23 protein-coding genes and 1 tRNA gene are annotated in these 24531 nt (G+C 46.2%); 12 read left to right on the top strand and 12 right to left on the bottom strand.

The features are described 5' to 3' along the window. Positions 1-619: 619 nt before the first annotated feature. From fxsT to RH949_RS03560, 4 genes are all read right to left on the bottom strand, one after another. The gene (gene fxsT / locus RH949_RS03575) at positions 620-3001 is read right to left on the bottom strand and encodes an FxSxx-COOH system tetratricopeptide repeat protein (RefSeq protein WP_446351946.1); all 2382 of its coding nucleotides are present in this window, start codon (positions 2999-3001) and stop codon (positions 620-622) included. A 2-nt stretch (positions 3002-3003) separates the two neighbouring features. Further along, positions 3004-3495: a hypothetical protein gene (locus RH949_RS03570; RefSeq protein WP_446351945.1), complete on the bottom strand. Its 492-nt coding sequence runs from the start codon at positions 3493-3495 to the stop codon at positions 3004-3006. Positions 3496-3875: 380 nt separating this feature from the next. Further along, positions 3876-5798 (bottom strand): ArnT family glycosyltransferase, encoded by a 1923-nt coding sequence (locus RH949_RS03565; protein ID WP_446351944.1) that lies wholly within the window; start codon positions 5796-5798, stop codon positions 3876-3878. Between the two features lie 285 nt (positions 5799-6083). Further along, the gene (locus RH949_RS03560; protein WP_044211347.1) at positions 6084-6668 is read right to left on the bottom strand and encodes a hypothetical protein; all 585 of its coding nucleotides are present in this window, start codon (positions 6666-6668) and stop codon (positions 6084-6086) included. A 165-nt stretch (positions 6669-6833) separates the two neighbouring features. Between RH949_RS03560 and RH949_RS03555 the strand changes: the two genes are divergently transcribed. The 3 genes from RH949_RS03555 (at position 6834) to RH949_RS03545 (ending at position 9218) form a co-directional block, all read left to right on the top strand. Continuing rightward, positions 6834-7190, top strand: a complete 357-nt coding sequence (locus tag RH949_RS03555) for a DUF565 domain-containing protein (protein WP_006106584.1) — start codon at positions 6834-6836, stop codon at positions 7188-7190. Positions 7191-7337: 147 nt separating this feature from the next. After that, positions 7338-7967, top strand: a complete 630-nt coding sequence (locus RH949_RS03550) for a hypothetical protein (RefSeq protein ID WP_006106556.1) — start codon at positions 7338-7340, stop codon at positions 7965-7967. Positions 7968-8102: 135 nt separating this feature from the next. Then, on the top strand, positions 8103-9218 hold the full coding sequence (locus tag RH949_RS03545) for a glycerate kinase (RefSeq protein WP_446351943.1): 1116 nt from the start codon (positions 8103-8105) through the stop codon (positions 9216-9218). Positions 9219-9740: 522 nt separating this feature from the next. Here RH949_RS03545 and RH949_RS03540 read toward each other — a convergent pair. Beyond that, the gene (locus tag RH949_RS03540) at positions 9741-10346 is read right to left on the bottom strand and encodes a cytochrome b/b6 domain-containing protein (protein ID WP_446351942.1); all 606 of its coding nucleotides are present in this window, start codon (positions 10344-10346) and stop codon (positions 9741-9743) included. Between the two features lie 189 nt (positions 10347-10535). Then, positions 10536-11276: an LmeA family phospholipid-binding protein gene (locus RH949_RS03535; RefSeq protein ID WP_446351941.1), complete on the bottom strand. Its 741-nt coding sequence runs from the start codon at positions 11274-11276 to the stop codon at positions 10536-10538. A 204-nt stretch (positions 11277-11480) separates the two neighbouring features. Here RH949_RS03535 and RH949_RS03530 point away from each other — a divergent pair, with 204 nt between their 5' ends. Together RH949_RS03530 and RH949_RS03525 are read left to right on the top strand one after the other, a co-directional pair. Continuing rightward, complete coding sequence (locus RH949_RS03530) at positions 11481-12815, top strand: glutamine synthetase family protein (RefSeq protein ID WP_446351940.1); 1335 nt, start codon at positions 11481-11483, stop codon at positions 12813-12815. Between the two features lie 165 nt (positions 12816-12980). Continuing rightward, the gene (locus RH949_RS03525) at positions 12981-13178 is read left to right on the top strand and encodes a hypothetical protein (RefSeq protein WP_157453452.1); all 198 of its coding nucleotides are present in this window, start codon (positions 12981-12983) and stop codon (positions 13176-13178) included. 112 nt (positions 13179-13290) lie between these two features. Here RH949_RS03525 and RH949_RS03520 read toward each other — a convergent pair whose 3' ends face one another. Next, positions 13291-13407, bottom strand: coding sequence for a photosystem II protein Y (locus RH949_RS03520; protein ID WP_006106581.1), 117 nt, complete (start codon positions 13405-13407; stop codon positions 13291-13293). A gap of 390 nt (positions 13408-13797) precedes the next feature. Continuing rightward, on the bottom strand, positions 13798-14352 hold the full coding sequence (locus RH949_RS03515) for a gamma carbonic anhydrase family protein (RefSeq protein WP_446351939.1): 555 nt from the start codon (positions 14350-14352) through the stop codon (positions 13798-13800). 121 nt (positions 14353-14473) lie between these two features. On the opposite strand from RH949_RS03515, the gene RH949_RS03510 reads away from it, so the two are divergent. From RH949_RS03510 to RH949_RS03495, 4 genes are all read left to right on the top strand, one after another. Next, positions 14474-14983 (top strand): TIGR02652 family protein, encoded by a 510-nt coding sequence (locus tag RH949_RS03510; RefSeq protein ID WP_006106563.1) that lies wholly within the window; start codon positions 14474-14476, stop codon positions 14981-14983. A gap of 212 nt (positions 14984-15195) precedes the next feature. Further along, positions 15196-15636, top strand: coding sequence for a VOC family protein (locus RH949_RS03505; RefSeq protein ID WP_446351938.1), 441 nt, complete (start codon positions 15196-15198; stop codon positions 15634-15636). Positions 15637-16149: 513 nt separating this feature from the next. Beyond that, on the top strand, positions 16150-17484 hold the full coding sequence (locus tag RH949_RS03500; RefSeq protein WP_446351937.1) for an ATP-binding protein: 1335 nt from the start codon (positions 16150-16152) through the stop codon (positions 17482-17484). Then, a complete protein-coding gene (locus RH949_RS03495; RefSeq protein WP_446351936.1) occupies positions 17465-19384 on the top strand; it encodes a tetratricopeptide repeat protein in 1920 nt (639 codons plus the stop codon). Before RH949_RS03500 ends, RH949_RS03495 begins: the two co-directional genes overlap by 20 nt. Before the next feature lie 539 nt (positions 19385-19923). Here the strand turns inward: RH949_RS03495 and RH949_RS03490 are convergent. Continuing rightward, positions 19924-20259 (bottom strand): hypothetical protein, encoded by a 336-nt coding sequence (locus tag RH949_RS03490; protein ID WP_446351935.1) that lies wholly within the window; start codon positions 20257-20259, stop codon positions 19924-19926. A gap of 348 nt (positions 20260-20607) precedes the next feature. Between RH949_RS03490 and RH949_RS03485 the strand changes: the two genes are divergently transcribed. Further along, complete coding sequence (locus RH949_RS03485; protein ID WP_006106558.1) at positions 20608-20913, top strand: urease subunit beta; 306 nt, start codon at positions 20608-20610, stop codon at positions 20911-20913. Between the two features lie 165 nt (positions 20914-21078). Here the strand turns inward: RH949_RS03485 and murA are convergent, their stop codons facing one another. After that, on the bottom strand, positions 21079-22431 hold the full coding sequence (murA, locus tag RH949_RS03480) for a UDP-N-acetylglucosamine 1-carboxyvinyltransferase (protein ID WP_446351934.1): 1353 nt from the start codon (positions 22429-22431) through the stop codon (positions 21079-21081). Between the two features lie 241 nt (positions 22432-22672). Between murA and RH949_RS03475 the strand changes: the two genes are divergently transcribed. Together RH949_RS03475 and RH949_RS03470 are read left to right on the top strand one after the other, a co-directional pair. Then, positions 22673-22756: transfer RNA gene (locus RH949_RS03475), tRNA-Leu, on the top strand. Next, entirely contained in the window at positions 22757-23605 is an 849-nt protein-coding gene (locus RH949_RS03470; RefSeq protein WP_446351933.1) for a TrmH family RNA methyltransferase, read from the top strand. Here RH949_RS03470 and RH949_RS03465 read toward each other — a convergent pair. Both RH949_RS03465 and RH949_RS03460 read right to left on the bottom strand, forming a co-directional pair. Beyond that, positions 23600-23773 carry a hypothetical protein gene (locus RH949_RS03465; protein WP_446351932.1) on the bottom strand — a complete coding sequence of 58 codons (174 nt, stop codon included), beginning with the start codon at positions 23771-23773 and terminating at the stop codon, positions 23600-23602. The genes RH949_RS03470 and RH949_RS03465 overlap by 6 nt on opposite strands. A gap of 1 nt (position 23774) precedes the next feature. Further along, a complete protein-coding gene (locus RH949_RS03460; RefSeq protein WP_446339992.1) occupies positions 23775-24047 on the bottom strand; it encodes a hypothetical protein in 273 nt (90 codons plus the stop codon). Positions 24048-24531: the final 484 nt, after the last annotated feature.

Genomic DNA, 24531 nt, shown 5'->3' with positions numbered 1-24531 from the left:
GTCATTGGTGTCAACTTAAGGTAGAAAACTAATACAGGGCGAGCATTTCACCCTCATCCCCTAACCCCTTCTCCCATCAAGGGAGAAGGGGAATTGGAATATAACACCTTTCTTGCTCCCCTCTCCCCGGCGTGGGAGAGGATACTGCTGGTCATTAACTGAGGGGTCAGACCCCTCCCCAAACCCCTCCCCGACGCGGGGAGGGGCTTTGATGCTCCCCCTTCCGTGCAAAAAAAAGCGAAGCATCCTTTGCCATCTCCCCTTGTAGGGGAGAACGAGAGGGGTGGGAAGGGGGCTGGGGGGTTAGGTTTTTCCAATTCGCCAGCAGTATCGGGAGAGGGGCTGAGGGTGAGGGGTTGAGCTTAAGTTGACACGGATGACGTCGGTGCGCCCCTACAATTCTAATCCACCAAATAAGGTGTGCCATGCCGCCATCGTGTGTTAGCGCCGCGTAACGCACCAATTACAGCAACCGCCATAGCGGTTAGGACACATCCTATAGTAGAGACGTTCCGCCGGAACGTCTAAAACAACAGCGATAAAACGGTGCGTTACGGCGCACAGGTGTTTGGTTAGGGATAAAACTCAATAAAAACTATGCGCCTAACGCACCCTACACCTATTGATTCCATTCTTCGCGCATTCTTTGCAAATTGTCACGGACAGTGATTGTTGTTGGATGGTCATCACCCAGCAGGCGTTGACACAGTTCTAAAGCTTGCAGATACAAAGGTTCAGCTTCACTATACCTTCCTTGTGATTCGTAGAGACTAGCCAGACTGTGCAGACTGGTTGCTACATAAGGATGGTTATCACCCAGCAGGCGTTTAAACAGTTCTAAGGCTTGCAGATACAAAGGTTCAGCTTCTGAATGTCTTCCCTGTGATTTGTATAGTTTTGCCCAATTGTGCAAACTCATTGCCACATCAGGATGGTCATCCCCCAGCAGGCGTTTACTCAACTCTAAGGCTTTCTTCAACAAAGGTTCGGCTTCACTATACCTTCCCTGTGATGAGTAGACATATGCCAGATTGTTCAGACTGGTTGCTACTGATGAATGGTTATCACCCAGCAGGCGTTTTCTCAACTCTAAGGCTTGCAGATGCAACGGTTCAGCTTCTGAATACCTTCCAAGTAAATTGTAGAGATGTCCCAAACTGTTCAAACCGCTTGCCACATGAGGATGGTTATCACCCAGCAGGCGTTTATACAGTTCTAAGGCTTGCTTCAACAAAGGTTCAGCTTCACTATACCTTCCCTGTGATGAGTAGAGATTAGCTAAATTGTTCAGATTAATTGCCACATCAGGATGGTCATCACCCAACAGGCGTTTTCTCAAGTCTAAAGCTTGCAGATACAAGGGTTCAGCTTCTGAATACCTTCCCTGTGAATAGTAGAGAGTAGCCAAATTGTGCAAACTGCTTGCCACATGAGGATGGTCTTCTCCCAACAGACGTTTTCTCAACTCTAAGTCTTGTTGATATAACAGTTCAGCTTCTGAATACCTTCCAAGTAAATTGTAGAGATTAGCTAAATTGTTCAGATTAATTGCCACATCAGGATGGTCATCACCCAGGCGTTTATATAACTCTAAAGCTTGCAGATACAAGGGTTCAGCTTCACCATACCTTCCTTGTGATGAGTAGAGATATGCCAGATTGTTGAGACTGCTTGCCACATGAGGATGGTCATCTCCTAAACGCTCTCTCGTTGCTGATAAACACTGCTTATGCCAGGGTAAGGCTTGTTTGTAGAGTCCTTGACCTTCATAAAATCCACCTAAGCCAACAAAGGGCCAGATTAAATCTTCATTACTTAACCAATCCTGCTGAGTCGTTGCAGCTTCTACCAGATGCGGAATCATCGGGGTAGCGATGATAATATCATCTTTAGTTGGCTTCTCAGGAATCTGCTTCGCTACCGTAACCATCCCCCGACAAAACCCTTGTTTAAGTTCATCAGCTTCAGTTAATTCCTTTACCTTCCCTTTTAAGAATTCCCGAATCAGTTGATGCAGTTGATAACTCTCTGTATCTACCCGTTCCAATAAGCTCCGATTCACCAATTCATCATCTCTGGTATCCTCTAACGCTTCTTCATCTTCGTCTGAAAAGCCTTGTTCCACCCATTCCCAGGGGATGGGAGCTAGAGCAAATAAACTCAAGAAACAGGCTAACGTCTGAGCATCTTGACTCAGTTCTTGCCAACTTAACTCAAACGCCGCCTCAACCCCTAATTGTGCAGTCATGTCTGGGTCAGGATTATTTAGAGAACGATGGGTTAACCCCAAACGCTGGCACATTTTCTCTAATGACAAATCAGGCTTACGCTGTAAATACCGCCCTACTAATTCCAATCCCAAGGGTAAATAGCCTAATTGTTCACACAGACGTTTTACCTGTTCCGTTTCCGCCTCTATCCGTTCTTGTCCAATCAATGACACTAACAATTCAATCGCGGCGGCTTCAGTCAGTACATCCAGATTTACCCTGGCAAAAGACACCCCCAACTTTTGCCGCCTAGTCGTAATCAACACCTTAAACCGGGATTCCGCAGGAGGAAGATAGGGTTTAATCTGCCGAAAATTTCGCACATCATCAAAAATAAATAAGACATCCCCTCTCCGCCAATGTCGCCAGCAGTAAGCCACCTGTTCAGTTAGTTCTAACCCATCGGGTAACTGTAAATCTAATTGAGTTCTAGCAAAACTAACAATCTGAGTTCCCACAACGCCATCCCCCGCCAGTATCCAGCACAAGCCACCGGGATAGGTTCCCTGTTTCTGGTGATGTAGAGCATACTGTAGAGCTAGTTCCGTTTTCCCCACACCTCCCATCCCCGCTACCGCACAAATGGCGATGCGTTCCGTTTGCTGTAACTGTTGGTGCAGATTGTCCAGAACATCCGCGCGTCCCACAAATTCAATCACCCCACTACGCTTTAAATTATGGGGGATTTGAGACTGTGACTGACCGAGACTGTCAACACCAGAAACATACAAGTCTAGAACTTTTTTTTTAATCCTCTAACCCACTTTGTAAATGTGGGAAAGTTTTTCCGCAGAAATACTTCTGTGTCTAACTCAGCTTCATAAGATATTCCGACAAAAGGGGGTATTGATGAAACCACTCCTTTTAACTTAGCTGCTGCGGGGACTCCTGACTCGGTTAATTCTTTATGGATTTTCTGCAACCAATCTAATACTTCCTCAGAGTAGTCCTGACTATTGCTCAGTTTTTCCGCTTGACTGACAATCTCTGCAACGATGACTTCTGATTCAGCATCTGTTATCTGTACTTCTGACGACTCATCCGCCAGTATCTCCCAATACTCTTCATCTGCACGTTTAATCAGTTGCTTATGATCATCTATTCCTTGCTGTATTCTCATTTTCTCCTCTGGAGCAGCCGTTACCCAAGCATCCTGTTTTGACGCTAGCTGTTCGCGCAAACGTTTTCTATTCCGTTCTGCTTGACGCAAACTATCACTGGTCATTGACTTACCCCAGAGCGGATCACTACTATTTATAACCTCATCATGACAAATCAAGTTCTGACTTGACAATACTGAGACATTGAAATGGGTTCAAACCTGAGTCGGGGCGGGTTTAGTTACATCTGGGTGCAACCAAAAAGATGTTTCACCCTCATCCCCTAACCCCTTCTCCCACCCCCCTCGTTCCCCCCTACCCCCCTCGTTCCCCCCTACAAGAGGGGGGATGACAGAGGATACTTCGTTTTTGTTGCAGGGGGGATGACAGCGGATGCTTCGCTTTTTTGGCACGGGAGAAGGGGGATCGGATTCTCTTGCTCCCCTCTCCCCAGAGTGGGAGAGGGGCTGGGGGTGAGGGGTTTCTACTTAATTCCCCCTGAAGGCTAAAGCTTGCGAGCAAGAACTTGTTTAGTCACTCGAATCAAATAATAAGCCCCTTTGTTATCAATGACAGTATATTCACTCGGTTTCAGCCATTCTTCTTTAAGTCGATTAAATCGCTTAGACTCAATTAAAACCAGAGTCGAAGGAGGATTAGGCTCAATTTTAGCGATGTCCTCAATGTAAGCAATAAACTTATGTTCCTCATCAAAATAATTCACCGATCGCTTGGCATAAAACACCACACTAGGCTTTTCAAATCCCATCATTAGAAACGCTTCTGACAGTTGGTTCACCTCAGCCGCGATCGCGGATAATTCTCGTAGGGGAAGCTGACGTTCCTGATCTAATAGAAAAGCAGCCGGGGAAACCACCAGAATAATAAACGCCACAAACGCCACCAAATTAATCGTTCCTAACCAACGCCACCCTCGACGCCTACATAAGGCAATCACCGCCGCTACCGCAGCCATTCCCCACAGGATACCTCCCCGTAGGGGTAATCCTGACGCTTGCAACGTTTCCGATAAGTTCAGCGCCGCCGGATCATAGCCAATGAAATTAGGACTATACCAAATTGCCCCAGCAATGACGCCCAGCAGTATCAGATTAAATCCAGCACTCAACCGTAATCCCAAGAGACGTTGAGGAGGATAAGTGAGTAAATCACTAGCTAATAATGCCACCAAAATTGCCGCCGCAGGCATTAACGGTAAGACATAACTGGGAAGTTTAGTAACGGCAATTGTAAAGAAGCCAAACACCCCTGCAAACCAACACAGGGCAAATAAACCCAACTGACTCACACGAGGGGACTCACGCCATTTTTTAACCTGCCAAAACCTTAACCGGGCAATTGCCAAAGGCAGATAACAGGACCAAGGGGCAAACCCGACTAACACAACCAGAAAATAGAAATACCACGGCGCCCAATGGTGATTTACCACCCCGACAAAGCGTTCAATATTGTGATAGCCAAAAAACTTTTCGATATAATCCTCACCATTCGCCAAGGTAACTAACACATACCAGGGAATTGCTAGGACACCAATCAGCCCCAATCCCCAAACCAGGCGCATTTCCCGCACCACCTGCCAAAACTTCCCCAGATATAACAAAAATGCGCCAATAATTAATCCAGGGAGGACAAATCCCACCGGTCCTTTGGCAAGAATCGCTAAGGCAATTAAGATATAAAATGCCAAATACCAACCCGACGCAAATCCTAAAATAGGTTTGGGATCACCCATTATTTGTCCACAGTATCGGCTATCTTGCGCCCCCGCTTCCTGTTTCCCAGTTTCCCCTTGCACATAGCCAATAAAGAAGCATAAAAGAGCCGTTCCCATACAGCCAGAGAGTAGCATATCCGACACCCCAGTTCGCGCCCAAACCAAAGTGATCGGATTCAATGCAATCAATGTCGCCCCAATTCCCGCCGATAACCAGCGTTGGCGTTCTAAATTAGGTGATTTTGGGGTATCTTCAACGTCCATCTGCTGGTGATCAACCAGAGTACGGGGACGAGAAATCCCAAAATAGCGTAGCGTATAAAAGCCCAATATTGTGAGCGCGATCGCACTCATCGCTGAGGGAAGTCGTACCGCCCATTCATTCACGCCAATCAGGTGATAGCCAATCGCCATTAACCAGTAGACTAAGGGCGGTTTATCAAACCGAGTCTCCCCATTAAAATACGGCGTAATCCAGTCTCCTGTCACCGTCATCTGGCGGGCGGCTTCCGCGAATAACGGTTCAGTTTCATCCACCAAACCCGTACTGCCTAAGTGCCATAAAAACGCCACCCAGCAAATCGCCGCTAACCCTAAAACCGAGAACATCCACAACCGAGTTGGATGCTTTTCCCAAACATTCGACCACTTTGTCACTGGTTGAGCGATCCTATCCTTAGATTCAACGTCCACTACTTTTTGACACTCACCGCCCTAAAAGGACGGTGATTCTTTCTTCACAGGGATTCCAACGAATTTACCCAAGGTAACATTAACTGTCAGCGTCTCCAACTTAATTTAGCCGAAAGCGCGATCGCAATGTCCCCCTTCCCTGACTAAGACAATCCCTTCAAGTTCCTTATCCAACAGTAGAGACGCGCCATGGCGCGTCTCTACTGGTTTCGTAGTAGGCACTTTAGTGCCAGAAAGAAGCGCTCGCATCGCTGACTACAAACTCTAAAGTCAGTGTCATTAACCCTAATACGGTTGTAAGACTAACTCCCATTCGCCTGTCTTTTTATTCCAGACGGGTACAGGCGTCTCCCCAATCACATAAGGTCCCCAATATAAACGAGAACCATCTTGGGCGAATGCCACCACAATATCCCCATTTCCTAAAATCAGATCATCTTGGGGAAGAGAAAGAATCAGCCCTTGGCTTCCCCCTTCCATAGGGGAAAAATCCCAGTGGGCGGGTTTGGTGTAAGCCTTTGAATCCGTTTGACGCTCTAGCAACGCCACCCGCACCGGATGTTCCGTGGAATTGCTGACTCGCAACCCTCCTTTTTGCGCCGCTAGAGCAACGGGATCAAGGGGGGGAGAGGGTGAAGCCTCTGGGGAGGGTAACGGTGAAGAGAGTGGTGATAATGCTGGTGATAAGGGTTGAGCCGTTTCCACCTCAGCAACCTCTGGTGATTGGCTCACCGAGGGTAATGATGCTGTATCCGAGGATTGGGGTTCTATCCAAACCTTGAACTCAAATAATCCCAGTCCTAGTCCAGCCATACCTAAGAGGAGTACGATGATAAATACTGGATATAGCATATAGTTTAGTCGTTTCATTCGTTTTGAGGGGATTGACTCTGCACCACTGCGTCTGTGGGGGGTGCTAACAAAATGAATTGCCAGCCCCCTACTCTCATTGAAACAAGCTTGACCGAAACCGTGTTATTTTGCACAAAAGGCTAAGTGATTAAGGTCTGTGTGTGGTTGCTTTCTGGTTGATCGATGCAAAATACTCGTCTTAATACTCTCGTCGATGTGATCTTGGCAAGGTTAGCCCAGTGGTTTACCAATCCCTGGCGACGCCTGTCCATAATTTTGCTGGGACTACTGTCAGGCATTTTCCTCGGTAGTGCTATCTCAACGACAGCCGGACAAACGGCTGACTGGGATGTGATTGCGGCTGGGATTTTAATTATTTTCACGGAAACGGTGAGCCGGATTGTTTATGGCAGAAATCGCCAGCGTTTGCCTTCTCTGAGCAGAGCATCCCGATTGTCATGGTTCCTTGAAACAGTGAATGCTCTTAAAATTGGTTTGGTTTATAGCATGTTTTTGGAAGCGTTTAAACTGGGGTCATAGTTATTTGTCATTTGTCCTTCGTTGGATTATCAGGTCAGATATAATTATTAATTCTGCGTAGGGGCGGGTTTGACTATTATCGTTTCTTACCTCACCCAGATGTCACTAAAGCCGCCCCGACTCCCCTATCATTCATAATTCATACTCATGGTTCAAACAATTCAAGCAGAAAACATAACCCTGCGGGAACTAATCACCCTCTATGGACTTCAGCTCGTTGAAGGTGAGCAATTTTTCCGAGAGTGGCAAGATAACCTTCCTGAACTCACCAACCAGGAAAAACAGCTATTGGATCAAATAAAAGCTGGTTATATTAATTTGCGGAATTATCCGCCCTTATTAGAAAATACGGTTAACATCGCTGTTTTGTCGCCTTTACTTTTCGTGGGGCAGTTTTATTTACCTCCTTTTCACATTAAACTAGAAAAATCTGTACAAATTGCTACAGAAGATGGTGGCTCAGTCATTAAAGGACGAATAGACGTTTTGCTTCTGAATGAGCAATTTTGGGTGAGTGTGATTGAATCGAAACAGGTTGCTTATTCCGTAGAAGCTGGACTTGACCAAATTATTGCCTATATGCTAGCAACTCCTCACCCAGAAAAACCTGTTTTCGGGATGATCACCTCCGGCGGTAGCTTTATGTTTATTAAGTTGGTTAAAGGCGAACCCCCGCAGTACGCCACGTCTGATATTTTTGATATTCGCAATCGCGGCAATGAATTATATAATGTTTTGAGTATTTTGAAACGCTTAGGTAAAATGGCACTAATTTAAGGTGGGTTCTGTTGATACGCTATCGGTGAGAAAGGGCGGGTTTTGTTGTTCCGTTATCGGTGACAAGTTAATTGAGTTCCTAAACCCGCCCCTACAATTGTAATTGTGGCTAAACCTGTCCCTAGCCTAAGACTTATGACTCATCCCGTTTCCTCATCTTTCTCCCTCGGTGATATTCTTAACCAATGGATAGCCGGAAAATCACCTAATTCATCGGCTTGGCAAAAATTAGTTACAGCGGAATTAACACCACCGGAACGGGCGAAAGCGTTTGGAATTACGCCAGATAACGTAACGGAAAAATTACGGGCGCGATCGCGTCTTCTTCTCTCTGTCTATAGTGATGTTCTGGCTTTGCATTTCTTTGCCCAGAAAATTCAGAAAAATTCAGAACATTCAGAGTCTATTCAAACGACTATTCTCCTATCTCTGTGGCGATTATGGATTCCGTTGGCAATACAGTTGGCGGATTCTCAAAAAGAGTTAGGGCGTCCACTGATGCAGGGAATATTAGGCGGACAGGGAACCGGAAAAACTACATTGGCGGTTGTATTAAAATTAATTTTAGCCCAGTTAGGATATCGTACTCTTAGCCTTTCCATTGATGACCTTTATAAAACCTATCAAGAACGACAGCGCCTGCGAGAACACGATCCGCGTCTGATTTGGCGGGGTCCACCGGGAACCCATGATGTGGAGTTGGGAGTGCAGGTATTAGATGAGTTGCGATCGCAGAATTCCTCAGACTCTATTCTTGTCCCCCGCTTTGATAAATCGGCGTGGCAAGGTGCAGGCGATCGCACGGATTTTGAACCTGTACAAAAGGCGGATATTGTGTTATTTGAAGGCTGGTTTGTCGGTGTGCGTCCCGTTGCGGCGACTGTGTTTTCGGGGGCGACTCCAGCACCTATTGAAACAGAGAGCGATCGCGCTTTTGCACGGGATATGAATGAACAACTTAAACAGTATTTACCCTTGTGGGAACGCTTAGATCGTTTAATCGTACTTTATCCCACCGATTATCGCTTGAGTTTGCAGTGGCGGCGTCAAGCAGAGGCGGAGATGATCGCGACGGGTAAATCGGGGATGAGTGATTCAGAAATTAATGAATTTGTCAAGTATTTCTGGAAAGCATTGCATCCCAAATTATTTATTACGCCATTAATTCACAATCCGGATTGGGTGGATTTAGTGATTGAAATTAATTCCGATCATACACCAGCTAGGGTTTATCATCCTGGGGATGACTGACGAGTGAGACAAAGAGGTAAAGGGGGGAGCATATCAGTTTTGCCCAAAATATTCTTGTAGGTTGGGTAGAGCCTAAGCGTTACCCAACAGCCTCACGATGGCGTTACAATATGCTCCCGTGACGGGACGATGGAAATACAGGTTGATAAGGGGGATAAGGAGGATAAGTCCGACTACTTAAGGGAGGGCGGGTTTTGCACAAACGTTACCATCAATAGCCAAAAGCAAATTCCTAAACCCGCCCCTACAAATTCAAAACCAGGCTCTCTCAAAAGTCGGGAAGGGTTTCTCAATCGCCAATCCCCAATCCAATAGCAATACCATTAATTCAAGATAGTAGGATTGAAGAGTTTCGCAGAATCAAGTCAGGATTGCCGATATGGACTTGAAAGTCCTCCTTTTGAAGGGGGATTTAGGGGGATCGACAATGTACCGCATAGCAGAGCAAACTGCTGTATCATACCAAATCTGCCTTTACTACCCCCTTTTGCCATCTGTTTTCTGCCTTTTCGGGATATGATATTATCTGTCTTCACGCTGGACGAATGAACGCACTGTCTGAATCCACTTTTTTGGGGAATCCTCTGGACGATAGTTTAGCTTAAACATAGATACCCATAATGGCAATCCTCCTACCTTAGCACTGATTAACAAGTGCATCGCTAAACATCCAACTAATATCACCCATCCGGTTAAATGCAGATAATACCAGATATGATTTAATTCTCCATTGGGCAACCATTCTTCTTTGACCATACTGCCAGTCACTAAGGAAAAGGTAACGGCTAATAACATCACCGTATTCACAATCCGATGCAGACTATACCAACCGATAGGTTTACCCAGTTGTCTGAGTTTTTGAAACGAATTGGGTTGAACCAGGCGTTTAGAGCCTAAAAGAAAACTGTATAAGGCAAACGCTGGCATTACGCCGAGGAGTAAAGTTTTGCCAAATGTCCCATGAATGCCAATAATACCCGGAATTTGGGGCAGAGAGAGTTGACCAAATCGTCCATCGTAGGTGTCATACACCCAGTAGGATGTGATGATGGCTAAAATGGCAATTAGCCCATTGATACCATGCAACAGTCTCAGAAGTAATGGTTGATAAGGGGTAGCACGAGACATGGTTCACGTTATATCGATCAAAATATAGTATTCTATAGAATAACATTGACTAGGTTTGTAGCTTTTTGCCACGGCGATTAAAATCGCTGCTACACAAACAAAGTCCGCCTACGCGGACTGAATTATAACGGCGGTGACTAACCCGGATGAGGTAGGAGTATGTCACCGTTCTTAGCCATCCCTTCAGCCTCATACGGATGGAAATTGCGTCACATGCGCCACGGCTTGTAGGGTGAGTTGACCTTCTTGCACCTCCAGATAATGCATCTGTAGCGATATCCCTGGCATTTCAAAGTGACTCAAGTGTAAAATTTTACCTGCCTTGGCTACTAAGGCTTGAGTGAGTTCGGGTGAGAGTTCTTTTCCGTGGGCGTATTCAACCTTCTCTAGGACAACACTGCGTCCGTCATCACTTACTCTCGGAGTCGTGGTAAACGAGACTCGTTGCGTTTCATTACTTTGACTCAGCCGCACATCAGCATCAAGACCCACTCGACCTTCGGCTAGGAGGCGGCAATTTACCTGCTTGACGTTGAGCGTTTGTGACTTACCGTCCACCTGAACCTGGAGTGAGCGAAACTGAGTCCCTAACACATCGGAGTTGAAGGCACGGTTGAGGTCAGCTTGAGCAATCACAATCCGTGCTGTTCCTTCCGTCGGTTGGGTCAGTACAATATTACCCGTTAAGGCTTTGAAAGGAGCAACCGCAATGGTTTCTAGCCGGATAACCATCTCTTGTAGACGGATATCGTGTTCCATGATTAACCCCTCACCGTAAATAGTTAGGGATTCTAACTGACCCTTGGCTAGCAGGGAGGGGTCTGTTTTCACTTGCACATTAAGTTTTCTGGCATCATCGAGTTGGCTGGACAGTGCCAGTGTTGCAATTCTGTTTAATGTTTCTTCTCCAAGGCGGTCTAGGGTTAGCACGCGATCGCTCCTTTATATCAGCCGTGTATCCTCTCATTATATTAAGAAACGTTAATTTATGGATCTACTCTGGGCTAGAAACCCAGGCAGAAATAACTAAACCCATTAACACGCTTACGCAAAAGCAGCTACCATAAGCCAAAAAGCCTTCAGCCCTCTGCCCTCGGACTTGGAGCCTTCTTGTACTAGCTCACCAGAAAATGCATGGAAAAAGAACAACTACAAAATCTTGACCAGCTTGGGATTCAATTTGTCCGCATTCTCTGGTGCGACAATGCCAATATTATCCGGGGCAAGGCAGTCCACCGGAAAGCCTTATCAGAATACCTCACCCATGGTGTGGGTATTTCTGCGGCTCAACAAGCCATTCCGGTCATGTATGATGCACCTGTGGCTGAGAGTGGATTTGGACCCGTGGGTGAAATTCGTCTCGTGCCAGACTGGAGTACGCTGAACCCTTTACCCTATTGTCCCGGTCATGCCCGGGTCATGGGCGATATGATGCTCAATGGTGTGCCTTGGAGTCTCTGTCCCCGTCATTTTCTCAAACGCATGGTTGCGGATGCGAACCAGGAAGGGTTAGAGGTAATTGCCGCTTTTGAGAATGAGTTCTATCTGTTGCAGCGAACGGCTGAGGGCATCGCACCTGCGGATGAAACCGTATTTGCCTCGACGATGGCAATGGATTTGCATCAAGGGATCATTGATCAGATGGCAGAAGCGTTGATTGAGCAGGGAATGCTGGTTGAGCAATATTATCCCGAATCCGGTTCCGGTCAACAGGAAATCTCAATCCTCTATACCAACGCCCTCAGTGCGGCAGATCAACAGATTGCCTACCGGGAAACAATTAAAGCGATCGCACTCCAACATTATCGCATCGCCTCATTCTTACCCAAAATCTTTGCCAATCAAGCGGGTAGCGGTTGTCACCTGCACCTGAGTCTCTGGCGAGAGGGCGAAAATCTCATCCCCCATCCAGAGGGAAATGGCGAACTGTCCGATATTGCGCGTCACTTTATCGCCGGAATTCTACATCACCTACCCGCTTTGATGGCACTGACAACACCCACAACGAATTCGTATCGCCGCCTTTTCCCGCAGTGTTGGAGTGGGGCATTCCGCTGTTGGGGACTGGATAATCGAGAAGCGGCTGTGCGTGTCCCCACGCATCCTGAACCCCCGAGTCCGTCTCATTTTGAATTCAAAACCGTGGATGCTACGGCGAATCCCTATTTAGCATTAGGGGCAACGATCGCAGCAGGACTTGATGGTATCCGTCAAGGCTTAGAATTGGCAACGCCTGTGTCTGTAGATCCCGGTACGATGACGGATGCTGAACGCCAAGGGGCTAATATTGAACGATTGCCGAGTACCTTAACCGAGTCGATAGAACAGCTTAGACATGACTCGGTACTCCTAGATGCATTGGGTAAGGATTTGGCTCATGTTTATTTGGCAGTTCGACAAGCCGAGTGGGAGGCGATGAGGGATTTCGATTTGGATGCTGAAGTAAAGCTTTTATTAGAGCGATATTGAATTACCTTCTGTAAGGTGGGCATTGCCCACCCTACTGTAACTTCACACAATTTTAATCAAAGCGATAAGCAAAAATACTTATACTAGAAATTAAGATGCCTCCCCTGCTCTAGGAGACAAGGAAGAAACATCAGAGCAATCTCAACAGTTAACCGGAGGTTGGACATGAGTATGAAAGAATTGGTTCACTCTCACCACCATTTAACGCTCAAAGAGATTGAATCGCTGCTTAAACCAGCATTTGATACCTTAATTTTAGTTACTGCCATAGCCTTTACTGTGTGGTTGGCTCTAGGGGTACAAGTTGAACCCAGCTCAGGTGGTAGCAATAGTATGAAAACTGCTACCCAATCCGTTGTTTGAGTCCCGCCATCTAAAGCATTAATTGAGTAGCTCGAACAGATGTACTGCACAATAGCCGTAGAGACGCGCCATGGCACGTCTCTACAAAAGGTATTTGTGTCTATCCAATAGATCAGGATTTATTCAGAAACGCCTGAATTTGACCAATAGCCGCTGCACCAATATTGAATAAAGCCCAACCTGCGGCTAAGAGGATAGGCAACAAGACAATGATTAACCGTAAATCCATAGTTTCACCTACCTCGCTTAATGCTTAAATTTATGTGAAGGATTCTCATATTATAGTATTAACCAAATTATGCCCCCAAAAGTCAATAGGTGACAGGTTTTTTTTCAGAGCCTATCGGCTTCTAAGCTGTCATGCATTTAAATTGGGAATGGGTAGCGAGCAAGATGCAAAGCCTGCGGCATGGCTTCGCTTAACGCACTACAAGGATTTCGCCATTATTGACATTAAGGTTTAAATGCCGAACAGCCTATCACCCCATCATCCCATCACCCCATCTTCTGCTCACTATTTAGGGCTTGCTGTAAAACCCTTGCTCCCCCAGCTCCCCCAGCTCCCTCAGCTCCCTCAGCTCCCCCAACTCCTCCCACTACAACACTTATTCAGCAGACCCTATTCAGGCGCGTGAAACCCCACGTCTGTGCCTTTTCCGCCATGCACCAGCGCTAACTTCTGGTAACGCCGTGCGTGTTCGATTAGTTCAGCCGCCTCGGTTTCCGAAATATCGCGGACTTTTCGCGCCGGAATGCCAACCACCAGCGATAAAGGGGCAACATCTTTGGTTACCAATGCCCCAGCACCGACAATGCTGCCATGTCCTACCCGCACACCGTCTAAGATAATCGCACCAATCCCAATCAAACATCCCCGTTCAATATGAGCCGAATGGACGACAGCCCGATGTCCAATTGTCACATGGTCTTCCAGAATCGTGGGTTTACCCGGATCTCCATGTAAAATAGCACCATCCTGAATATTGGTGCATTCACCAATATCAATCCGCTCGACATCACCCCGCACCACAGCACCATACCAGATACTGACTCCTGATGCGATCGCGACATCACCGATAACTACCGCATTGGGCGCAACAAAGGCAGCTTGAGACTGATCAACAGCAGACCAATAGGAGGGAGTTGCAGGAAACTGGGGATAAGAATCGGTCACGATTGCCTATAAAACAGATGAGTGTGTTCGAGGGTATTCTATAATTGATGAAGCCACATATATATTATTTATACAGGTACTAGCGCAATCGCCGAATGAATGACGATACCTTAAACCCTAGATGATTAATCCTAGTTTACAGTACCCCATATTCGGTTCAGAGATTCAATGTCCTCACTGTCGGCAGTCTATTCCGGCATTGACATTGACCGATACCTATTTGTGTCCCCGGCATGGCGCTTTCGAGGCAGATCCCAAAACTGAAGAACTCATCCACTTACAATCGGGGCGTCATTGGCGTCAATGGCAGGGTGAATGGTATCGTCAGCATACCCATCCGGATGGGATTCGCTTTGAAATTCACGAAGCTCTCGATCGCCTGTACACTCAAGGCTATCGGGCAACACGGGTGATTATTGCCAGTCGCTATCGAGATTTAGTTAGTGCTTATCTGGAACGGAGTACCCCTTGGCGGGGACAATCGGAACCGGGACGCCCGCGACTCTATGGTTTACCTGTGGCATTTAGCCCAGAACCAGAGGATGATCCCTGTTGGGAAGTGATTAACTTCGATTTGGAAAAAGAGCCAGGAATTCCGGTACGCTATCCTTATTTTCGATTATTTGAGTGAATTGTCATTGGTCATTAGTCATTGGTCATTTGTCCTTCGTTATTGAGCCTAGTAGGGTGGGCATTGCCCACCAACCTTAATGATCATGGCATTCTTCCCAGCTTTCCCATCACTAAGTCGGGGCGGGTTTAGTTAAGTGAATGGTTTGAGTTAAAGTGTTATCAGTAAAACCCGCCCCTACAGAGATCAACAATTAAAATTATTCGTGAATCATGCATCATGCTTCAATTCGCACGGCTGATATTCATCGCGCGATCGCGTTCTATGAACAATTAGGTTTCACGGTTTGTGAACGCTTCACGGCAGGGATTACGCTAGCCTGTTGGATGGAGGGATTAGACGGACGAATTGAACTAATTCAAATCCCTGAACCTAAACCTGCACCCGATGCGTTTGGGGATGAACATTATGTCGGTTACTATCATCTTTCTTTTGATCTCACTGAAACAGTTTCTGACTTACCCAGTTGGCTGAAATCGCTACAACAGAAGCTAGCTGAGGCATCGAGTCAAAATCCGGATCAGTTTCAGCCGCTGAAAATACTCCTAGAACCCACTCAACAAATTATCGGCGATCGCGTGTATGAGGTGGCATTTATTGCCGATACCGATGGATTACCCTTGGAATTTATCAGAGTCTTAGCAACCCGCTAATTTGTTCCAGACGCGCCATGGCGCGTCTCTACACCGATTGTTTAACGGGTGGATTAAAATTGTAGGGACGCACCGACGTGCGCCCGTGTCAACTTAAGCTCAATCCCCTCACCCCCAGCCCCTCTCCCACCAGGGGAGAGGGGAGCAAGAAGGAAGCGATATAGAAACGGTATTCTAGAGATGCTTTGGAAGCGTCTTTATGTGATGGTTCCCCTTCTCCTATGCAACAAAAGCGAAGCATCATCTGTCCTCCCCCCTGCCAAAAAAGCGAAGCATCATCTGTCCTCCCCCCTCTTGTAGGGGGGAACGAGGGGGGTAGGGGGGAACGAGGGGGGTCCGGAGTTGGGGTTAGGGGATGAGGGTGAAAAGCTTGCCAGTCGTGCTTTTCACCTTAAGTTGACACCAATGACCGACGTGCGCCCTGAAATATGTGGTTATCCATTAAACCCTTACATAAACGTAGCTTGCTTCTCCCTTACGTGAGTATGACCAATGACATAAGACAAATGACAAATGATGGATATTGAAGCATTATTAGATAACATCTATAATTCCTTTACGCCAATGCCGCTTCCTGCTGGTGATCCTCAATATGTGGAATGTCGGGAAGTGCGGGGTGATGTGGAGATTGAACAAGATTTAGGTAAAAGTATTCGGCGTTCTAAAGACTTAACCTGTCAGTTGTATTCTGGGTATCGTGGCGCAGGGAAGACGACGGAATTGTATCGACTCCAGACGTATTTGGAGAAGAAAAACTGCTTTGTTGTCTATTTTGCGGCTGATCAAGAGGATATCAGTGTGCAAGATGTTCAATACACGGATATCTTACTGGCTTGCACCCGCCATTTACTCGCCCAGCTTCAACAAGCCGATTCTACACCCATCGCCAACTGGTTACGCGATCGCTATGAGGATCTCAAAGACTTTTTTCTGCAAGACGTGAAGCTGGAGAAGATGACGATTGAAGCCCAATTAAATCAGTTTGCCAAGCTAACGGCGGCGATTCGCACGGAACCCAGTCAACGTCAGCAAATTCGTGAGAAAGTCGAACCCCATACGGAAACTTTACTTAAGGCACTCAATCAGTTTATTGCTGATGCTACCAAGACATTACCCGATGGCAAAACTCAATTAGTGATTATTGCCGATAACTTAGATCGAATTGTCCCGATTTTCCGGGAGAGTGGGCGCAGCAATCATGAGGAAATTTTTCTGGATCGTCATGAACAGCTTAAAGCCTTAGCTTGTCATATTGTTTATACTGTCCCCATTTCCATGATTTATTCCCGGTGGGCGACGGATTTAAAGGATAACTATGGCATTCCCCAAGTTCTGCCCTCGGTAATGGTACAGTGGCAAGATGGCAATGTATACGAACCGGGTATTACTAAACTGAAGGAAACGATTAGACGCCGCATTGAACCCCATACCGATTTAGATTTAGAAACTGGAATATTTGCCTCGCCCGACGTACTTGAACAACTCTGTCGCATGAGTGGCGGTTATATGCGAGACTTAATTCAACTGGTGCAAGAAGCCACGAATCGAACCGATCAATTACCGATCTCAGCGCGGGCGGTACAACGGGCAATTGCCGAACTCCGAGATGTTTATCAACGGGCGGTGGAAGAGGATCAATGGCAGATTCTCGCCCAGGTTTATAAGATTAAGGAAATTGGCAATGATAACCTGCACCGGAGTTTATTATTCAACCGTTGCTTATTGGAATATCGCTATATTAATCAGCAAGGAGAAAAGCATACCTGGTATGATGTTCACCCGATTATAGTGGACGTATCTAAGTTTCAAGATGCCCTAAAGCAAGTGGATGATGCCAATCGCGCCTGATTCATTACCGCCAGAAACCTTTGATCAAGTCTACCGTCGGCTGTTCCGGGCGCTGCGGCGGAAGAAGGGATTTGGTTTATTTTTTGTGGTGCAATCTGATTATCGTCAGGTGAGTCAAATTATTGAACAATTGCGGCGAGATTTACCCCAGAAAAAAATATCCCTGTTGTCGATTAAGCGGGAAACCCAAAAAGTTTATGACCAAATTGCTGAACTTAGAGAACAAGAAGGCTTTGATATTTTAGTGATTCGGGGGATAGAACAGGCGTTATATGAGTATGAAGATACTAAACGCCTCAGTGGTTGGAGTTCTACGGAAATCTATACCTATAGTTGGAAAGGTGTACCCCCAATTTTAAGTCATTTAAACCAACAGCGAGAACGGTTTGGCACAGATTTTTCCTGTAGTTTTGTCTTTGTTGTCCCTTCCTTTGTCCTGAACTATTTTATTCAGCGGGCACCGGATTTCTTTGATTGGCGATCGGGGTTATTTCATTTCCCGTTAACTGAGGAAGAACGGCAAGTTAGACTAGAACAATTATCAATAGGAGATTTGCAAGAGTATTTAAAACTGACTCCAGAAGAACGGGTGATAAAAACTTTAGAGTTAAACGATTTACTGGACGAAAGCAGTAATAGTCCAGAAACGACAGCTAATTTACATTTTGAGCATGGCTTACTGTTTTTGAGCGGCAATAACTATGAGAAAGCCATAGCTAGTTATGACCAAGCTATTGCCCTCAATTCTGATAACTATAAAGCCTGGTTTATTCGCGGAATCACATTAGGGAATCTGGAGAGATATGAAGAAGCTATAGCGAGTTTTGACCAATGCATTGCCCTTGTACCTGACGATTATGCAGCCTGGTTTATTCGCGGAATCACATTAGGGAATCTGGAGAGATATGAAGAAGCTGTAGCGATTTTTGATAAAGCCATTGACCTCAATTCTGACGATTATGCAGCCTGGTTTATTCGCGGAATCACATTAAGCAATCTGGAGAGATATGAAGAAGCCATAGCGAGTTTTGACCAAGCCATTGCCCTCAATCCTGATTTCTATCAAGCCTGGTTTATTCGCGGCAACGCATTAGACGATTTGGAGAGATATGAGGAAGCTATAGCGAGTTATGACCAAGCTATTGCCCTCAATCCTGATGACTATAAAGCCTGGTTTGTTCGCGGCAACGCATTAGACGATTTGGAGAGATATGAGGAAGCGATAGCCAGTTTTGACCAAGCTATTGCCCTCAATCCTGATAACTATCAAGCCTGGAATAATCGCGGCGCAGCATTAGGGAAGCTGGAGAGATATGGGGAAGCAATTGAAGCCTTTAAACAAGCTATTTACATTGAGCCAAAATTTACATCGGCTTACAATAGCTTGAGTCGTATTTACTACGACCAAGGATGTTGTAAACTTGCAATTGATAACCTGATCCGGGCGACAAAAACTAATCCCAGAGGAGATTCTGTATTGTGGAATAATCTAGGATTCCTTTATCTAATTCAAAACAAGCCAAAAAAAGCCAAGTCTTGTCTTCATCGTTCACTTCAGATGCAACGTAACTCTTTTCTCCCGATTTTTAATCTGGCATTGGTTCATGTCATTAGTAAGAAATTTAAAGAAGCAAAACGACTCATCCAGAAAAGCTTAACCTGTTGTCAGGGCGAGGATACTCAAGAAAAACTCTACATCGCGATTGGCACAATAGCACTAGGTCAAAAACAAGACGGATTGCAAAATCTGCAAGACATTCTCAGCACTCTAACTCACCCTTCACGATTCGGTGTTATTCGTGGCGGCGTTCTTGAATCGGCGGAACTATTAGCCCGCTATCCTGCTCAATTTCCAGGAATTGACCAAGCTTTAGCCATGCTCAAACAAACCTTGCAGTGAGTCGGTTGGGTTTCGACTTCGCTCAACCCAGCAAATTAGCAACAGCAACAGAAGATTACGGATAATGTTGGCTACAGTTTAAGGTGTGTTATTGGTGGGTTACGGCGGATATTCCATTAAAAGATTACGGGAAAAAAGGTATTACCGCCTAACCCACCCTACCGATTTGGTACAGGTATTTTGATGGATTATAACCGTAGGGGCGCACCGACGTGCATTGGTATCAACTTAAGGCGAAAACTAATACTGGAAAGCTTTTAAGCTGTGTCTGTTTACTTCTCTAATCTTTTCCCCTCATCCCCTAACCCCAACTCCCGTCCCCCTTCAAAAGGGGGAAGCCATAGGATGCTTAGCTTTTTTTGCACGGGAGAATGGGAACCGGACTCTCTTGCTCCCCTCTCCCCGGCGTGGGAGAGGGGCTGGGGGTGAGGGGTTTTTAAATTGACACTGATGCGGTAAAATCGAAGGTCGTGAAGGGTTGCGCTCAGCATGACAAATTCTACCTTAGACTGCAACTTGGTATTAGGAGCAACTTCAAATTAACATTGTTTCAGCAGCGCAATCCACATATCAGGTGGGTTGGAATAATAATTAATCTTATCCACTTGATAGCGATTTGAGGTATAGCCTCTGTGCAAAATCAGATAGTCACCCGGTTCTACACCTTGACCTTGTTCTGTCATATACGCCCGAATTCCGCCATCTTTCGGGACGAAGACATGGTTGTGACGGTCGTTGGATACCTTATAGTGATGCGTTCTATTAAATCGCTGGGGTGGATTGGATAAAATTTTTTGAGTTAAGGACGAATCTGGAGCAGAAAGAATTGCTAACTGAGTTGAGAACATATCTGGCACGTCTTGGCTAAATATCACAAGTTGTTAGAAAAAGTTATTCCTGAAAATGCACGACTACATTTTCAGACCAATTGGGGATTGACTAATTAAGTTTTATCAAAGTTAGCGGCTGTCTATCTCAGCAAAATAGCGTAATTTTTATCCGCCTGATCACCGATATTTGGATAAATAAACTATTGTAAAGATATTTTTATGTAAATATACAAAATTAAAATAATCTTTTCATCAAACAGGTTAAATAGTCGTGTATCATAAACAGATTTGGTTTTGTTGGCAGCGGTAAAGATAGTTGAAGCACTGGGAGTAGCTGCTGTCATTGAAATGAACACTGTTTGTAGTTTTGTGATTTTTTATTAAGGGTAGCTCATGATTCCAGGGGAACTAATCATCCAAAAGGGAGAAATTGAACTGAATGCGGGGCGTCCTACCTTGCGCCTGTCGGTAGCGAATACAGGCGATCGCCCGATTCAGGTGGGTTCTCATTTCCATTTCTATGAAGTGAATGACGCTCTCACCTTTGATCGAGAGCAAGCCAAGGGAATGCGGTTAAACATCCCGGCTGGTACAGCCGTGCGTTTTGAACCGGGAGATGAACGGGAGGTTGAGTTAGTTCCGTTTGTCGGTAGTCGTCAGGTTTATGGGTTTAATGGCAGAGTCAATGGGGCGTTATAACGGGGAGCAGGGGGAGCAGGGGGAGCTGGGGGAGCTGGGGAAGTCATAACATACGCTTATGCTACTCTAGATCCCCGACTTCATGGTTGAAACCCTGATGTCACCAATGAATTGATTCAGAAGTTGGGGATTTATCGGATAAGTAGCAAGAATTGTGGCTTAGGGTCAGGAATTAACTGGACTGTGAGCCACCGAGGACGCTTTTATCGGGGAGTTATCCGATACTCGTTGTAATCGTGCGCCAAGTTTCTGTAACTTCGCCTCTAGCTTCTCATACCCTCGGTCTAAATGGTGCAGTCCCTGAATTGTGGTTTTACCATCGGCGGCTAAGGCGGCTAATATCAGCGCAGCGGACGCTCGTAAGTCAGTGGCAACCACAGGGGCTCCTGATAACAATGGCACACCGCGCACGATCGCATTATTCCCTTTAATCCGAATATCTGCCCCCATGCGATTTAATTCAGGAACATGTCCTAAACGATTTTCAAACACGGTTTCAGTAATTACACTATCTCCATCACTCAGGGTTAGGAGTGCCATAAAGGGAGCCTGCATATCCGTGGGAAATCCGGGATAGGGCAAGGTTTCAATATCCGTCGCCCGAATAATTCCCGTCGGGATAATCCGCAGACAGTCGGGGGCTTCCTGAATCACTCTCATGCCAATATCTTGGAGTTTGGCGATCGCGGCGGTAATATGATCTGGCACAACCGGGGACAGGGTGAGTTCTGACTGAGTAATTGCCGCCGCCACTAAAAACGTACCCGTTTCGATGCGATCGGGAATAATCGAGTAGTCTACTGAATGTAAACTGGGAACGCCAGAAATAATAATCGTGTTGGTTCCCGCCCCCCGAATCTTGGCACCCATGGCGTTACAAAAATTTGCCAAATCCACCACTTCTGGCTCTTGGGCAGCATTTTCTAAGATCGTTTCCCCTTCTGCTAACGTCGCCGCCATCATCAGGGTTTCTGTTGCACCCACACTAGGGTAGTCCAGATAAATTTTTGCCCCGTTTAACCGCCGCCGTCCATTTCCCCTCACATAAGCATGAACCATACCATGCTCAATTTGCACCTCAGCACCCAGCGCTTGCAATCCCCTAACATGAAGATCGACAGGTCTAGCGCCAATGGCACAGCCACCCGGTAAAGGAACTTGAGCCGCACCTAATCGTGCCAACAGAGAACCAATCACAAAGAAACTGGCTCGAAGCTGATTCACGATCTCGTAGGGTGCTTTTGACTGCTTCAAATGACGAGCATTGATATCCAAGATATTACCTTGGCGTTCTAGCTTTACACCCAAAGCCGCCAGCACCTGACCCATCCGCCCTATATCTACCAGAGAAGGCACATTACGCAGTCGGCAATCTTCAGGACACAGCAGCGCCCCTGCCATAATTGCCAATGCTGAGTTCTTCGCGCCACTAATGGTGACATGTCCTTTCAGGGAAGAGCTGCCCCAAATCTCTAGAACGGAGGCGTTTGGCTTGGGTACAGAGCTGGTATCTGTCAAATTAAGAGAGTGGTTGATAGGTCTATCCTCCAGAATCGGTGAAATCTTGGCATGTTTTAAAATTTGGTTTTGATTCTACCTGAAAGAGGGCAAATGTCTAGATTTGCTCCCCAAAATTAGTGAATCGACCAGCCTTGGATTGTACCTTGTCCGATGCTGAAAATCCGCAAAAAAAAAATAGTTGACAAATGGGTCAGGATTGTTGCATGATTGAAAACTGCATGGAAAATTAAAAAAAGACGCGGAACTGGCGGAATTGGTAGACGCGCTAGATTCAGGTTCTAGTGTTCGCAAGAACTTCCGGGTTCAAGTCCCGGGTTCCGCATTGAAAATTGTAGAGACGCGCCATGGCGCGTCTCTACATACCATTGAAATAATGCTAACCAGTACCAAAAATCCTCTAGTTAAGGCAATTCGGAAATTGCACACAGCCAAAGGACGACGGGAGGAGCAACTTCTGTTGTTAGAGGGAACTCATCTGTTAGCAGAAGCCTGTGCGGTCAATTATCCCTTAGTCACGCTTTGTTGTACACCTGATTGGCAGCAGAGTCATCCCCAACTTTGGCAAGACGCTACCCCTCACTGTCAGCGTGTAGAACTTGTTAGCGCCTCGGTTCTCAAAGCCATGGCGACAACAGTTCAGCCAGATGGCGTAGTGGTAACGGCAAAATCTTCATTCCTCGCCCCGCCTCAGATTCCCTGTTCCCTTGGTTTAGTTTTAGAGACGCTGCAAGATCCAGGAAACTTAGGTACGATCATTCGTACCGCCACCGCAGCCGGTGTGGATGGTTTATGGCTAAGTCCAGACAGTGTAGACTTAGAGAATCCCAAAGTCTTGCGAGCTTCAGCCGGTCAATGGTTTCGTCTGCCCATGAGTGCTAATGCCAATCTGAGTCAAGTCGTTAGGCAAAGTCAGGCTCAAGGGGTACAAGTTGTGGCAACTCTACCCAAAGCGCCGTTGAGTTACTGGGAAATAGATTGGCGCATTCCCACGCTAATTCTACTGGGGAATGAAGCGGCAGGACTAAGCTCTGAGTTAACCGTACTTGCTGATCAAGCGGTGCAAATTCCCCTCGGTCAGGATGTAGAATCTTTAAATGTGGCGATCGCAGCAGCTTTAATCGTGTATGAAGCACTGCGCCAACGGGTTGGGGGAACAGGCAATAGGCTATAGGCTATAGGCTATAGAAATTTTGTCCCTCATCTCCTCCACCTTCCCCAGCTTCCCCAGCTTCCCCGGCTTCCCCAGCTTCCCCAGCTTCCCCAGCTTCCCCGGCTTCCCCAGCTTCCCCGGCTTCCCCAGCTTCCCCGGCTTCCCCAGCTTCCCCAGCTTCCCCTGCACTCTATTCCTCCTCCATTGGTTCAGTGTCGCCAAAAAATGCATCCAGATCAGCCGCCGCTTCTTCGAGAAGATCTAGATCAAAAACGTCATCGTCTGACTGAGCAGATTTTGATTGAGGAGTTTTTGATTGAGGAGTAGGGGATTTCAATGAAGAAGGACGAGATTTCGACTGGGGAGGAGGAGATGTATGACCCAAGAGATTCTCAAGTTGCTCAAGTGACTCTACAAACGCTCTAGCTGCTTCATTTCGATGATTTTGCTGAGGTTCGCACATAATAGTTTATCCCCTAAAGCTAGTGTTTATTGAGAGTGAACGCTACTCATTAGCCTATACTCGGAAAAACAACACCCTTACCGTTTCATTCTATGGTATAGTTTTCTAGTTTTAGGTGGACACAATTAACGTGAACGGTGAAGAACGTCATTCGTCATTCGTCATACTCGCGCAAGCGAGAAGCAAACTACGTCATTCGTCCTTTGTAAGGGTTTGATGCTTGTTCACAAAACTTAGTAGACCTGCTGTTTTCTTTTGTCCGACTACTTAGATTAGGATGAAGAATTGCTCTACTGAGTCAGATAGGAGTATTCGATAAAATCTCCGCTTTTTCGGAAAATAATAAGCTGTCATGCATTTAAATTGGGTATTAGTAGCGAGCAAGATGCAAAGCCTGCGGCATGGCTTCGCTAAAGCCTGCGGCATGGCTTCGCTAAACGCACTACAAGGATTGCGCCATTATTGATATTAAGGTTTAAATGTC

Source organism: Coleofasciculus sp. A1-SPW-01 (assembly GCF_040217205.1).
In the GTDB taxonomy this organism is placed as follows: domain Bacteria; phylum Cyanobacteriota; class Cyanobacteriia; order Cyanobacteriales; family Coleofasciculaceae; genus Coleofasciculus; species Coleofasciculus chthonoplastes_A.
This window is presented reverse-complemented; position numbering and strand designations above follow the sequence as displayed.